Source organism: Escherichia sp. E10V5 (assembly GCF_004212315.1).
In the GTDB taxonomy this organism is placed as follows: Bacteria; Pseudomonadota; Gammaproteobacteria; order Enterobacterales; family Enterobacteriaceae; genus Escherichia.
The window spans coordinates 198,917-212,780 of sequence record NZ_RHJM01000013.1 but is presented as its reverse complement, the minus strand read 5'-3'; the positions used below and the strand labels follow the sequence as shown (position 1 = coordinate 212,780).

Annotated in this window: 10 protein-coding genes; 9 read left to right on the top strand and 1 reads right to left on the bottom strand. The window is 52.6% G+C overall.

From position 1 onward, the window contains the following. Positions 1-26 precede the first annotated feature (26 nt). The 8 genes from csrD to tldD all read left to right on the top strand — a co-directional run bounded on the left by csrD (position 27) and on the right by tldD (position 12,469). On the top strand, positions 27-1,967 hold the full coding sequence (gene csrD, locus D9738_RS11045) for an RNase E specificity factor CsrD (RefSeq protein ID WP_130260186.1): 1,941 nt from the start codon (positions 27-29) through the stop codon (positions 1,965-1,967). A 305-nt stretch (positions 1,968-2,272) separates the two neighbouring features. After that, positions 2,273-3,316: a rod shape-determining protein MreB gene (mreB, locus tag D9738_RS11040; protein ID WP_000913396.1), complete on the top strand. Its 1,044-nt coding sequence runs from the start codon at positions 2,273-2,275 to the stop codon at positions 3,314-3,316. Between the two features lie 65 nt (positions 3,317-3,381). Further along, complete coding sequence (gene mreC / locus D9738_RS11035; RefSeq protein WP_130204516.1) at positions 3,382-4,452, top strand: rod shape-determining protein MreC; 1,071 nt, start codon at positions 3,382-3,384, stop codon at positions 4,450-4,452. After that, complete coding sequence (mreD, locus tag D9738_RS11030; protein ID WP_130204518.1) at positions 4,452-4,940, top strand: rod shape-determining protein MreD; 489 nt, start codon at positions 4,452-4,454, stop codon at positions 4,938-4,940. The genes mreC and mreD overlap by 1 nt, the downstream gene beginning before the upstream one ends. Positions 4,941-4,948: 8 nt before the next feature. Beyond that, a complete protein-coding gene (yhdE, locus tag D9738_RS11025) occupies positions 4,949-5,542 on the top strand; it encodes a nucleoside triphosphate pyrophosphatase YhdE (protein WP_130260185.1) in 594 nt (197 codons plus the stop codon). Next, complete coding sequence (gene rng, locus D9738_RS11020) at positions 5,532-7,001, top strand: ribonuclease G (protein ID WP_000123197.1); 1,470 nt, start codon at positions 5,532-5,534, stop codon at positions 6,999-7,001. The genes yhdE and rng overlap by 11 nt, the downstream gene beginning before the upstream one ends. A gap of 66 nt (positions 7,002-7,067) precedes the next feature. Then, complete coding sequence (gene yhdP, locus D9738_RS11015) at positions 7,068-10,868, top strand: AsmA2 domain-containing protein YhdP (RefSeq protein ID WP_130260184.1); 3,801 nt, start codon at positions 7,068-7,070, stop codon at positions 10,866-10,868. A 155-nt stretch (positions 10,869-11,023) separates the two neighbouring features. Next, positions 11,024-12,469 carry a metalloprotease TldD gene (gene tldD, locus D9738_RS11010; protein WP_130204524.1) on the top strand — a complete coding sequence of 482 codons (1,446 nt, stop codon included), beginning with the start codon at positions 11,024-11,026 and terminating at the stop codon, positions 12,467-12,469. A 79-nt stretch (positions 12,470-12,548) separates the two neighbouring features. Here the strand turns inward: tldD and aaeR are convergent, their stop codons facing one another. Continuing rightward, positions 12,549-13,478 carry an HTH-type transcriptional activator AaeR gene (gene aaeR / locus D9738_RS11005; protein ID WP_130204526.1) on the bottom strand — a complete coding sequence of 310 codons (930 nt, stop codon included), beginning with the start codon at positions 13,476-13,478 and terminating at the stop codon, positions 12,549-12,551. A gap of 182 nt (positions 13,479-13,660) precedes the next feature. Here aaeR and aaeX point away from each other — a divergent pair, with 182 nt between their 5' ends. Then, positions 13,661-13,864 (top strand): p-hydroxybenzoic acid efflux pump operon protein AaeX, encoded by a 204-nt coding sequence (aaeX, locus tag D9738_RS11000; protein WP_000051841.1) that lies wholly within the window; start codon positions 13,661-13,663, stop codon positions 13,862-13,864.

Here is a 13,864-nt window from a genome sequence, read left to right as displayed (position 1 = left end):
TCCTCACTATCGGAGTTAACACAAGGATGAGATTAACGACGAAATTTTCGGCCTTTGTCACGCTGCTCACCGGGTTAACGATCTTTGTGACTTTGATGGGCTGCTCGTTAAGTTTCTATAACGCGATTCAGTATAAGTTTAGCCATCGCGTTCAGGCGGTGGCGACGGCGATCGATACGCATCTGGTGTCGTCTGATTTCAGCTCGCTGAGGCCACAAATCAGTGAACTGATGATGTCAGCAGATATCGTTCGCGTGGACCTGTTACACAATAACAAACAGGTTTATACCCTTTCCCGCCAGGGGAGTTACCGCCCTGTTGGCACCAGCGATCTGTTTCGCGAACTGACCGTTCCGTTAGTTAAACATCCAGGAATGTCGCTACATCTGGTTTATCAGGACCCGATGGGAAACTATTTTCACTCGCTGATGACCACCGCGCCGCTCACTGGGGCAATTGGTTTTATTATTATTATGCTCTTCCTTGCAGTACGCTGGTTGCAGCGGCAACTTGCCGGGCAAGAACTACTGGAAACTCGCTCGGCGCGTATCTTAAACGGGGAGCGTGGGCCGAATGTGCTTGGCTCCATCTATGAATGGCCGCCAGGGACCAGCAGTGCGCTGGATATGCTGCTTTCAGAAATTCAGAATGCGCGTGAACAGCACAGCCGTCTTGATACGCTGATTCGCTCTTACGCCGCGCAGGACATTAAAACCGGCCTCAATAACCGTCTCTTTTTCGACAACCAGTTGGCTACATTACTGGAAGATCAAGAGAAGGTAGGGACTCACGGGATCGTGATGATGATCCGTCTACCTGATTTCAATATGTTGAGCGACACGTGGGGACACAGCCAGGCCGAAGAACAGTTCTTCACTCTGACGAATCTGCTGTCGACATTTATGATGCGCTATCCAGGTGCACTGCTGGCGCGCTATCACCGTAGCGATTTTGCCGCGCTGTTGCCGCATCGGACTTTAAAAGAGGCGGAGAGCATTGCCGGGCAGTTGATCAAAGCGGTTGATACCTTACCGAGCAATAAAATGCTCGATCGTGAAGATATGATTCATATCGGCATCTGTGCCTGGCGTAGCGGCCAGGAAACAGAACAAGTGATGGACCATGCCGAATCCGCCACGCGTAATGCGGGATTACAGGGGGGTAATAGCTGGGCGATTTACGATGACTCATTACCAGAAAAAGGGCGCGGCAACGTTCGCTGGCGTACGCTAATCGAACAAATGTTGAGTCGTGGCGGTCCCAGGCTTTATCAAAAACCTGCGGTCACCCGGGAAGGGCAGGTTCATCATCGCGAAATTATGTGTCGCATCTTTGATGGTAATGAAGAGGTAAGCTCGGCGGAATATATGCCGATGGTGTTGCAGTTTGGTTTATCGGAAGAGTATGACCGCCTGCAAATCAGTCGTCTCATCCCGCTGTTACGCTATTGGCCGCAAGAAAATCTGGCGATTCAGGTGACCGTTGAGTCGTTGATCCGCCCGCGTTTCCAGCGTTGGCTGCGCGATACGTTGATGCAGTGTGAAAAATCACAACGAAAACGCATAATTATTGAACTTGCAGAGGCTGATGTTGGTCAACATATCGGTCGCTTGCAACCTGTCATTCGTTTGGTGAATGCTTTAGGGGTTCGAGTTGCCGTTAACCAGGCTGGATTGACGCTGGTAAGTACCAGTTGGATCAAAGAACTTAATGTCGAATTACTCAAGCTTCATCCGGGGCTGGTAAGAAATATTGAGAAGCGAACGGAAAACCAATTGTTGGTTCAGAGCATGGTAGAAGCCTGTTCCGGGACCAACACCCAGGTTTACGCGACTGGCGTACGTTCGCGAAGCGAGTGGCAGACCCTGATTCAGCGCGGGGTTTTGGGTGGCCAGGGGGATTTTTTCGCGTCCTCACAGCCACTTGATACTAACGTGAAAAAATATTCACAAAGATACTCGGTTTAACCTGCCGTTTGATCCGTTTTCACGTAGAATAACGCGCGCTGCGTTTCGTGGGAGTGTGCTTATCTGCTCGCCAGATTGTTGCAGCACATATGCAGATGAATGACCTTACGCAGTTGCAAACAGGCGAGGAATGCTGTTGACGCATTTAGCCTTATCTGGACTCAGGCAGAGATTTGTAACAAAGGAAACGAACTGCACTAATTTTCACCGTAGCAGATGATTTTTGCGCCTTGTCGCTGCTGCGTGTGGTTGGTAAAGTAAGCGGATTTTCTTTTCCGCCCCAGCTTTCAGGATTATCCCTTAGTATGTTGAAAAAATTTCGTGGCATGTTTTCCAATGACTTGTCCATTGACTTGGGTACTGCGAATACCCTCATTTATGTAAAAGGACAAGGCATCGTATTGAATGAGCCTTCCGTTGTGGCCATTCGTCAGGATCGTGCCGGTTCACCAAAAAGCGTGGCTGCAGTAGGTCATGACGCGAAGCAGATGCTGGGCCGTACGCCGGGCAATATTGCTGCTATTCGCCCAATGAAAGATGGCGTAATCGCTGACTTCTTCGTGACTGAAAAAATGCTCCAGCACTTCATTAAGCAAGTGCACAGCAACAGCTTTATGCGCCCAAGCCCGCGCGTTCTGGTCTGTGTGCCGGTTGGCGCAACCCAGGTTGAACGCCGCGCAATTCGTGAATCCGCGCAGGGCGCTGGCGCCCGTGAAGTGTTCCTGATTGAAGAGCCGATGGCCGCGGCAATTGGCGCTGGTCTGCCGGTTTCTGAAGCGACCGGTTCCATGGTGGTTGATATCGGCGGTGGTACTACTGAAGTTGCCGTAATCTCGCTGAATGGCGTGGTTTACTCCTCTTCTGTACGCATCGGCGGTGACCGCTTCGACGAAGCCATTATCAACTATGTTCGTCGTAACTACGGTTCCTTGATCGGTGAAGCGACAGCAGAACGTATTAAACACGAAATCGGTTCGGCTTATCCGGGCGATGAAGTGCGTGAAATTGAAGTTCGTGGTCGTAACCTGGCTGAAGGTGTTCCACGCGGCTTTACGCTGAACTCCAACGAAATCCTCGAAGCGCTACAAGAGCCGCTGACCGGCATCGTTAGCGCAGTGATGGTTGCGCTGGAACAGTGTCCGCCGGAACTGGCTTCCGACATCTCTGAGCGCGGAATGGTGCTCACTGGCGGTGGCGCATTGCTGCGTAACCTTGACCGTTTATTAATGGAAGAAACCGGCATTCCAGTCGTTGTTGCTGAAGATCCGCTGACCTGTGTGGCGCGCGGTGGCGGCAAGGCGCTGGAAATGATCGACATGCACGGCGGCGACCTGTTCAGCGAAGAGTAATCGGATGCAGGCAGGGGAAGCGTTTGTTTATCCTGCCTGGTCTGATACGAGAATACGCATAACTTATGAAGCCAATTTTTAGCCGTGGCCCGTCGCTACAGATTCGCCTTATTCTGGCGGTGCTGGTGGCGCTCGGCATTATTATTGCCGACAGCCGCCTGGGGACTTTCAGTCAAATCCGTACCTATATGGATACCGCTGTCAGTCCTTTCTACTTTATTTCCAATGCTCCTCGTGAATTGCTGGATGGCGTATCGCAGACGCTGGCCTCGCGTGATCAACTAGAACTTGAAAACCGGGCGTTACGTCAGGAGTTGCTGCTGAAAAACAGCGATCTGCTGATGTTGGGACAATATAAACAGGAGAACGCGCGCTTGCGTGAGCTTCTGGGTTCTCCGCTGCGTCAGGACGAACAGAAGATGGTGACCCAGGTTATCTCTACTGTTAACGATCCGTACAGCGATCAGGTTGTTATTGACAAAGGCAGTGTCAACGGTGTTTACGAAGGCCAGCCAGTCATTAGCGATAAAGGTGTGGTCGGCCAGGTGGTGGCGGTCGCAAAACTGACTAGCCGCGTACTGCTGATCTGCGACGCGACCCATGCGCTGCCGATTCAGGTGCTGCGTAATGATATCCGCGTTATCGCGGCGGGTAATGGCTGTACTGATGATTTACAGCTTGAGCACCTGCCGGCGAATACTGATATTCGTGTTGGTGATGTATTGGTGACTTCAGGTCTGGGCGGTCGTTTCCCGGAAGGTTATCCGGTGGCGGTTGTCTCTTCCGTGAAACTCGATACCCAGCGCGCATATACCGTGATTCAGGCGCGTCCGACTGCGGGACTGCAACGTTTACGTTATCTGCTTCTGTTGTGGGGGGCGGATCGTAACGGGGCCAACCCGATGACGCCGGAAGAGGTGCATCGTGTTGCTAATGAACGCCTGATGCAAATGATGCCGCAGGTATTGCCTTCGCCAGATGCAATGGGGCCAAAACTGCCTGAACCGGCAACGGGAATTACCCAGCCAAGCCCGCAGCAACCTGCAACAGGTACTGCCGCTGACCGCTCTCCACAAAGGGCTACGCCGCCGCAGAGTGGTACTCAACCACCTGCGCGTACGCCAGGAGGGCAATAGTGGCGAGCTATCGTAGCCAGGGGCGCTGGGTTATCTGGCTCTCTTTCCTCATTGCGTTATTACTGCAAATTATGCCCTGGCCGGATAATCTTATCGTTTTCCGGCCTAACTGGGTTTTGCTCATCTTATTGTATTGGAGCCTCGCCTTGCCCCATCGCGTAAATGTGGGCACAGGTTTTGTGATGGGTGCCATACTGGATCTGATCAGTGGCTCCACGCTCGGTGTACGGGCGTTATCGATGAGTATCATTGCTTATCTGGTCGCGCTGAAATTCCAGCTTTTCCGTAATCTGGCATTGTGGCAGCAGGCGCTGGTCGTCATGTTGCTTTCGTTGGTTGTGGATATTATTGTTTTCTGGGCAGAGTTTTTAGTGATCAACGTCTCTTTCAGACCGGAAGTGTTCTGGAGTAGTGTAGTCAATGGTGTGCTCTGGCCGTGGATTTTCATGCTGATGCGCAAAATTCGTCAGCAGTTTGCAGTGCAATAAAGGTTTCTATGACTTCTCTGTATTTAGCTTCCGGTTCTCCGCGTCGGCAGGAGTTACTTGCGCAACTTGGCGTTTCCTTCGAACGTATCGTTACGGGCATTGAGGAGCAACGCTTTCCGCAGGAGAGCGCGCAGCAATACGTTGTGCGTCTGGCGCGCGAGAAAGCTCAGGCGGGCGTCGCGCAAACGGCACAGGATCTCCCGGTGTTGGGGGCGGATACCATTGTGATTCTGAACGGCGAAGTACTGGAGAAACCGCGCGATGCCGATCATGCGGTGCAGATGTTGCGCAAATTATCGGGGCAGACCCATCAGGTAATGACGGCAGTGGCGATGGCCGACAGCCAGTACATTCTCGATTGCCTGGTGGTGACCGATGTGACTTTCAGAACGTTAACAGATGAAGATATCGCGGGCTATGTCGCCAGCGGTGAACCGTTAGATAAAGCAGGTGCATACGGTATTCAGGGGCTTGGTGGTTGTTTTGTCAGGAAGATAAATGGCAGCTATCACGCCGTAGTCGGCTTACCGCTGGTTGAAACGTGTGAATTATTGAGTAATTTTAACGCACTGCGTGAGAAAAGGGATAAACATGACGGCTGAATTGTTGGTAAACGTAACGCCTTCGGAAACACGAGTGGCGTATATTGATGGCGGTATTCTGCAGGAAATTCATATTGAACGTGAGGCGCGACGCGGAATAGTAGGCAATATCTACAAGGGTCGTGTAAGTCGCGTACTTCCGGGTATGCAGGCGGCTTTTGTAGATATTGGGCTGGATAAAGCTGCGTTTCTACACGCTTCTGACATCATGCCGCACACCGAATGTGTGGCAGGTGAGGAACAAAAACAATTTACGGTGCGTGACATCTCGGAACTGGTCCGTCAGGGGCAAGATCTGATGGTACAGGTGGTGAAAGATCCGCTTGGTACCAAAGGCGCGCGCCTGACCACGGATATCACGCTGCCATCTCGCTATCTGGTGTTTATGCCAGGAGCGTCTCATGTTGGGGTTTCCCAACGTATCGAAAGTGAATCCGAACGTGAACGCCTGAAAAAAGTGGTCGCCGAGTATTGCGACGAGCAGGGCGGATTTATCATCCGTACCGCGGCAGAAGGTGTAGGCGAAGCTGAACTAGCCTCCGATGCCGCTTATCTGAAGCGTGTCTGGACCAAAGTCATGGAGCGTAAAAAGCGCCCACAGACGCGTTATCAACTGTACGGTGAACTGGCGCTGGCGCAGCGTGTGCTGCGTGATTTTGCCGATGCCGAGTTGGACCGCATTCGCGTTGATTCACGGCTGACTTACGAAGCATTACTTGAGTTCACTTCTGAGTACATTCCGGAAATGACCAGCAAGCTGGAGCATTACACGGGGCGCCAGCCGATTTTCGATCTCTTTGACGTCGAAAACGAGATTCAGCGGGCGCTGGAACGCAAAGTTGAGTTGAAGTCTGGCGGTTATCTGATTATCGACCAGACCGAAGCGATGACCACCGTGGACATCAATACCGGGGCGTTTGTCGGTCATCGCAATCTGGACGACACCATCTTCAATACTAATATTGAAGCGACGCAGGCCATTGCTCGCCAGTTACGGTTGCGTAACCTGGGCGGAATTATCATCATTGATTTCATCGACATGAATAATGAGGATCACCGTCGCCGCGTACTGCATTCGCTGGAACAGGCGCTGAGCAAAGACCGGGTGAAAACCAGCGTTAACGGCTTCTCGGCGCTGGGGCTGGTGGAAATGACGCGTAAACGCACCCGCGAAAGCATTGAGCACGTACTGTGTAACGAATGCCCAACTTGCCACGGTCGCGGAACGGTGAAAACCGTGGAAACAGTATGCTATGAAATCATGCGCGAGATTGTTCGCGTGCACCATGCTTACGACTCCGACCGTTTCCTGGTCTATGCTTCTCCGGCAGTTGCCGAGGCCTTGAAAGGTGAAGAGTCGCACTCGCTGGCGGAAGTGGAAATTTTTGTGGGTAAGCAGGTTAAAGTACAAATCGAACCGCTCTACAACCAGGAGCAGTTTGACGTCGTCATGATGTAAACAAATGCTGGGCCGCCATCCGGCAAAGTTTTTTGAGTCACATTTTTAGCAGACAAGGAGTGACGGGTGAGGCGATTGCCGGGGATTTTACTGCTTACTGGAGCCGCGCTCGTTGTGATCGCTGCGCTGCTGGTCAGCGGCCTGCGTATTGCTTTGCCGCATCTTGATGCCTGGCGTCCAGAAATCCTCAATAAAATTGAATCTGCTACCGGCATGCCGGTAGAAGCCAGCCAGCTTTCCGCCAGCTGGCAGAATTTTGGCCCCACGCTTGAAGCGCGCGACATTCGCGCGGAGCTGAAAGATGGCGGTGAGTTTTCTGTCAAACGCGTTACTCTGGCGCTGGATGTCTGGCAGAGCCTGCTGCATATGCGCTGGCAGTTTCGCGATCTGACTTTCTGGCAACTGCGTTTCCGCACCAATACGCCCATCACCAGCGGTGGTGGTAATGATGGTCTGGAAGCCAGCCACATCAGCGACCTGTTTCTTCGTCAGTTTGATCACTTCGATCTCCGCGACAGCGAAGTCAGTTTCCTCACGCCATCCGGTCAGCGCGCCGAACTGGCGATCCCGCAACTCACCTGGCTTAACAATCCGCGTCGACACCGTGCGGAAGGCCAGGTAAGTCTCTCCAGCCTCACCGGGCAGCACGGCGTGATGCAAGTTCGCATGGATTTGCGTGATGACGAAGGGCTGTTAAGCAACGGTCGCGTCTGGCTACAGGCTGATGATATTGACCTGAAGCCGTGGCTGGGTAAATGGATGCAGGACAACATTGCGCTGGAAACGGCGCAGTTCTCCCTCGAAGGCTGGATGACGATCGACAAAGGCGATGTAACCGGCGGTGACGTCTGGCTGAAACAGGGCGGTGCCAGCTGGTTGGGCGAGAAGCAAACGCATTCACTGGCGGTAGATAATCTCACCGCACACATTACGCGTGAACATCCCGGCTGGCAGTTTTCTATTCCTGATACCCGCATCACGATGGATGGCAAACGCTGGCCGAGTGGGGCATTGACGCTGGCCTGGATACCGGAACAGGATGTTGGTGGAAAGAATAATAAACGCAGTGACGAACTGCGGATTCGCGCCAGCAATCTGGAACTGGCGGGGCTGGAAGGTATTCGTCCGCTGGCAGCAAAACTTTCACCTGCGCTGGGCGACATCTGGCGGTCTACGCAACCGAGCGGCAAGATCAACACCCTGGCGCTGGATATCCCGCTTCAGGCAGCAGACAAGACTCGCTTTCAGGCATCGTGGAGCGATCTGGCCTGGAAGCAATGGAAATTACTGCCGGGCGCGGAACATTTCTCCGGGACGCTTTCCGGTAGTGTAGAAAATGGTTTACTGACCGCGTCCATGAAACAGGCGAAAATGCCTTACGAAACAGTTTTCCGCGCACCGCTGGAAATTGCTGACGGTAAGGCGACCCTAAGCTGGCTGAATAACGACAAAGGTTTCCAGCTTGATGGCCGCAACATTGATGTTAAAGCCAAAGCCGTCCATGCACGCGGCGGTTTCCGCTACCTGCAACCGACTAATGATGAACCCTGGCTGGGCATTCTGGCGGGTATCAGTACCGATGATGGTTCACAAGCGTGGCGCTATTTCCCAGAAAATCTGATGGGGAAAGAGTTAGTCGATTACTTAAGTGGCGCAATTCAGGGCGGTGAAGCGGATAACGCGACGCTGGTTTATGGCGGCAATCCGCAACTCTTCCCCTATAAACACAACGAAGGTCAGTTTGAGGTGCTGGTGCCGCTGCGTAATGCGAAGTTTGCCTTCCAGCCGGACTGGCCTGCGTTAACTAATCTCGATATTGAACTGGACTTCATAAACGACGGTTTATGGATGAAAACCGATGGTGTCAATCTGGGCGGCGTGCGCGCGAGTAATCTCACCGCAGTGATCCCTGACTACTCGAAAGAAAAATTGCTGATTGATGCTGACATTAAAGGTCCGGGCAAAGCGGTTGGTCCTTACTTTGATGAGACGCCGCTGAAAGACTCTCTGGGAGCAACCCTGCAAGAACTCCAGCTCGACGGCGATGTGAATGCTCGCTTACATCTCGATATCCCATTGAACGGCGAACTGGTTACAGCGAAAGGCGAAGTGACGCTGCGTAATAACAGTCTGTTTATCAAACCACTTGATAGCACACTGAAAAATTTGAGCGGTAAATTCAGCTTTATCAATGGCGATCTGCAAAGCGAACCACTGACAGCAAGTTGGTTTAATCAGCCACTGAACGTGGATTTTTCCACCAAAGAAGGGGCGAAAGCCTACCAGGTCGCGGTGAATCTCAACGGTAACTGGCAGCCAGCGAAAACTGACGTTCTGCCTGAAGCGGTGAATGAAGCGTTAAGCGGCAGCGTGGCCTGGGATGGTAAAGTGGGCATTGAGCTGCCTTATCATGCTGGCGCAACGTATAACGTAGAACTGAACGGTGATCTGAAGAATGTGAGTAGTCACTTACCTTCGCCGTTAGCCAAACCCGCTGGCGAATCGCTGCCGGTTAACATTAAGGTCGATGGCAACCTCAATAGCTTTGAATTAACCGGACAGGCTGGCGCGGATAACCATTTCAACAGCCGCTGGTTGCTCGGTCAAAAGCTGACGCTCGATCGCGCTATCTGGGCGGCAGACAGTAAAACGCTTCCACCGTTACCGGAACAAAGCGGTGTTGAGTTAAATATGCCACCGATGGATGGTGCCGAGTGGCTGGCGCTTTTCCAGAAAGGCGCTACGGATAAAGTCGGTAGTGCGGTGAGTTTTCCCCAGCACATTACGTTGCGTACGCCAGCGTTGTCGTTGGGAAATCAGCAATGGAATAACCTGAGTATTGTTTCGCAACCGATGGCAAATGGCACTCAGGTCGAGGCGCAAGGACGTGAAATCAACGCTACGCTGGCAATGCGCAATAACGCGCCGTGGCTGGCGACGATTAAATATCTCTATTACAACCCCAGCGTGGCGAAAACCAGTGGTGACTCCACGCCGTCGTCACCTTTCCCAACTACGGAGCGCATTAGCTTCCGTGGTTGGCCGGATGCGCAAATACGTTGCGCAGAGTGCTGGTTCTGGGGGCAAAAATTCGGTCGCATCGACAGCGATATCACCATTTCTGGCGATACGTTAACGCTGGCTAATGGACTGATTGATACCGGTTTCTCGCGGCTTACTGCCGAGGGTGAATGGGTTAACAATCCGGGGAATGAACGTACCTCGCTGAAAGGAAAATTACGCGGGCAGAAAATTGATGCCGCTGCTGAATTTTTTGGTGTCACGACGCCAATACGCCAGTCGTCATTTAATGTGGACTACGATTTACACTGGCGGAAAACGCCGTGGCAGCCGGATGAGGCAACGTTGAATGGCATCATCCATACTCAACTGGGCAAAGGTGAAATTACCGACATTAGCACCGGACATGCCGGGCAATTGCTGCGCTTATTGAGCGTCGATGCTCTGATGCGAAAGCTGCGCTTTGATTTCAGGGATACCTTTGGCGAAGGTTTCTATTTTGACTCCATTCGCAGCACGGCGTGGATTAAAGACGGTGTTATGCACACTGATGACACGCTGGTGGATGGACTGGAAGCGGATATCGCCATGAAAGGGTCGGTAAATCTGGTACGCCGCGATCTGAATATGGAGGCGGTTGTCGCACCAGAAATTTCCGCGACGGTGGGTGTGGCTGCGGCCTTTGCGGTTAACCCCATTGTCGGTGCGGCGGTGTTTGCTGCCAGTAAAGTGCTGGGGCCGCTGTGGAGCAAAGTCTCCATTTTGCGCTACCACATTTCTGGTCCGCTGGACGCTCCGCAAATCAACGAAGTATTGCGCCAACCGCGTAAAGAAAAAGCGCAATGATTTGACGATGGCGCGTAATTGCCCCAATCTCATTAGATAATCGTTGCCAAAGGCCAACGAGTCGGAACATAACCGTAGGCCGGATAAGGCGTTTACGCCGCATCCGGCAGCCGTAAAAAATCCTCTACCGAAGTAACTAACGAGTAACAAAAACGATGAGTCTGAACCTGGTAAGTGAACAATTGCTAGCGGCGAACGGCCTGAAACATCAGGATTTGTTCGCGATTCTCGGTCAACTGGCCGAACGTCGCCTCGATTACGGCGATCTCTATTTTCAGTCGAGCTATCACGAATCCTGGGTTTTAGAAGACCGCATTATCAAAGATGGTTCTTACAACATCGATCAGGGCGTTGGCGTGCGTGCAGTCAGCGGTGAAAAAACCGGTTTTGCTTACGCCGACCAAATCAGCCTGCTGGCCCTGGAACAGAGCGCACAAGCGGCGCGTACCATTGTCCGTGACAGTGGTGATGGCAAAGTACAGACGTTGGGCGCGGTAGAGCATAGCCCGCTGTATACCTCGCTTGATCCGCTGCAAAGCATGAGCCGCGAGGAGAAACTGGATATTTTACGTCGCGTCGATAAAGTTGCCCGTGAAGCCGACAAACGCGTACAGGAAGTGACTGCCAGCCTCAGTGGCGTCTATGAATTAATTCTGGTTGCGGCCACCGACGGCACCCTGGCGGCAGATGTCCGTCCACTGGTGCGCCTCTCAGTAAGCGTTCTGGTCGAAGAAGACGGTAAACGCGAACGCGGTGCCAGCGGCGGCGGCGGTCGTTTTGGTTATGAATTTTTCCTTGCCGATCTCGACGGTGAAGTCCGTGCGGATGCATGGGCGAAAGAAGCAGTGCGTATGGCGCTGGTCAATCTTTCTGCCGTTGCCGCGCCTGCGGGCACCATGCCGGTAGTACTTGGCGCAGGCTGGCCGGGCGTGCTGTTACATGAAGCGGTAGGTCACGGTCTGGAAGGCGACTTTAACCGCCGTGGCACTTCGGTCTTTAGTGGCCAGGTCGGCGAACTGGTAGCATCTGAACTGTGTACGGTAGTGGATGATGGCACGATGGTTGATCGCCGTGGTTCGGTGGCGATTGATGACGAAGGTACGCCGGGTCAGTACAACGTGCTGATTGAAAATGGGATCCTGAAAGGTTACATGCAGGATAAACTCAACGCTCGCTTAATGGGTATGGCGCCGACCGGTAATGGTCGTCGTGAATCCTATGCACACCTGCCCATGCCGCGTATGACCAACACCTACATGCTGCCGGGTAAATCGACGCCGCAGGAAATCATTGAATCCGTCGAGTATGGCATCTATGCGCCGAACTTCGGCGGCGGTCAGGTGGATATCACCTCCGGCAAATTTGTCTTCTCCACCTCAGAAGCGTATCTGATTGAAAACGGTAAAGTGACGAAACCGGTGAAAGGCGCAACGCTGATTGGTTCCGGTATCGAAACCATGCAGCAAATTTCGATGGTGGGCAACGACCTGAAACTGGATAACGGCGTGGGTGTCTGTGGTAAAGAAGGGCAGAGTTTGCCAGTTGGCGTGGGCCAGCCGACGCTCAAAGTCGACAACCTGACCGTTGGCGGTACCGCGTAATCTATCCTGGCCGGTAAGCGTCGCATCAGGCATTGGTTGCCGGATGCGGCGTAAACGCCTTATCCGGCACGCACATGAATTACTTCTCTTTCCCGCGCCCGTGCATCTCCTGAAACAACTTACCGACCTCGACAAAATAATCCGTCAGTGAGTTGATCACGACCTGCACCTTCAGTGGCAGCTTATCTTTTTCGGTATACAGTGCATAAACCGGGCGTGGATCCGACTGATAACGCGGCAGCAGGATCTCCAGCTCCCCACGATTGATCTCATTGATCACCCACATCAGCGGTACATACGCGATCCCAGCGCCTGCCGTTAACCAGCGCACCAGCGTCATTGGATCATTAGTGACAAACCGTCCTTGTGGGATGAGGCGAGTCGAAATCCCTTCTGGCGCGATCAGTTCAAATTCATTGTCCGGACGCACGCTGTATTCAAGCCATGAATGGCTACTTAAATCGGCGGGTTTTTCCGGTACGCCATACTGTGTGAGATAACTTTTAGCGGCGCACACCACCATCGGCATCGCCCCCAGACGGCGGGAAAATAGGCTGGAATCCTGCAACGCGCCGACGCGGATCACGACATCCAGGCCGTCGGCAATCAGGTCGGGTGCAGGAATTCCGGTAACCAGATTGACGCTTAAACCAGGGTACTCTTTCAACATTTTTGCCGTCAGCCCAGCGAGAACATTTTGAGCCATAGTTGAAGAACAGCCAATGCGCAGCGTCCCGATAGGCGTGTTATTGAAGGCGTACAGTTGCTCATGGACATCCTGCACTTCATGGAGCATCCGACGGCAGCCCTGGTAGTAAATTCTACCTGCTTCGGTCAGGCCAATGCTGCGTGTGCTGCGGTTTAACAACTTTACCTGCAACTCATCTTCCAGTTTAGACACCGTCTGACTGATGGATGAAACGCTCATTTGAAGCTGTCTGGCGGCGGCGGTAAACGAACCAAATTCAACCACTTTGGCGAAAACCGACATGCGTTTTAGTCGTTCCATTATTCACTCTGACTTAAAAGTGATTTAGATCACATAATATAGATAACAGCATAACAGTTACGCTAATATATTAAATATCAATCTACAGCAATGTTGCTCTCGCCCGGCTTTCTATGCCCTTCTCTGCGGCGACAGATGCTGAAAATAATAACACCTGCTCTCTCTATACAACCAAGGTCAACATGAGTCTGTTTCCCGTTATCGTGGTGTTTGGGCTGTCCTTCCCACCGATATTTTTCGAATTGCTTTTATCACTGGCGATTTTCTGGCTGGTGCGCCGGGTCCTTGTGCCAACAGGTATCTACGACTTCGTCTGGCATCCGGCGCTGTTCAACACCGCGCTCTATTGCTGTTTGTTTTATTTGATATCGCGACTGTTCGTTTGA

Coding starts and splice junctions, on each gene's coding strand:
- mreB (WP_000913396.1), top strand. CDS start 2,273: ATGTTGAAAAAATTTCGTGGCATGTTTTCCAATGACTTGTCCATTGAC.
- rng (WP_000123197.1), top strand. CDS start 5,532: ATGACGGCTGAATTGTTGGTAAACGTAACGCCTTCGGAAACACGAGTG.
- csrD (WP_130260186.1), top strand. CDS start 27: ATGAGATTAACGACGAAATTTTCGGCCTTTGTCACGCTGCTCACCGGG.
- yhdE (WP_130260185.1), top strand. CDS start 4,949: ATGACTTCTCTGTATTTAGCTTCCGGTTCTCCGCGTCGGCAGGAGTTA.
- tldD (WP_130204524.1), top strand. CDS start 11,024: ATGAGTCTGAACCTGGTAAGTGAACAATTGCTAGCGGCGAACGGCCTG.
- aaeR (WP_130204526.1), bottom strand. CDS start 13,478: ATGGAACGACTAAAACGCATGTCGGTTTTCGCCAAAGTGGTTGAATTT.
- aaeX (WP_000051841.1), top strand. CDS start 13,661: ATGAGTCTGTTTCCCGTTATCGTGGTGTTTGGGCTGTCCTTCCCACCG.
- mreC (WP_130204516.1), top strand. CDS start 3,382: ATGAAGCCAATTTTTAGCCGTGGCCCGTCGCTACAGATTCGCCTTATT.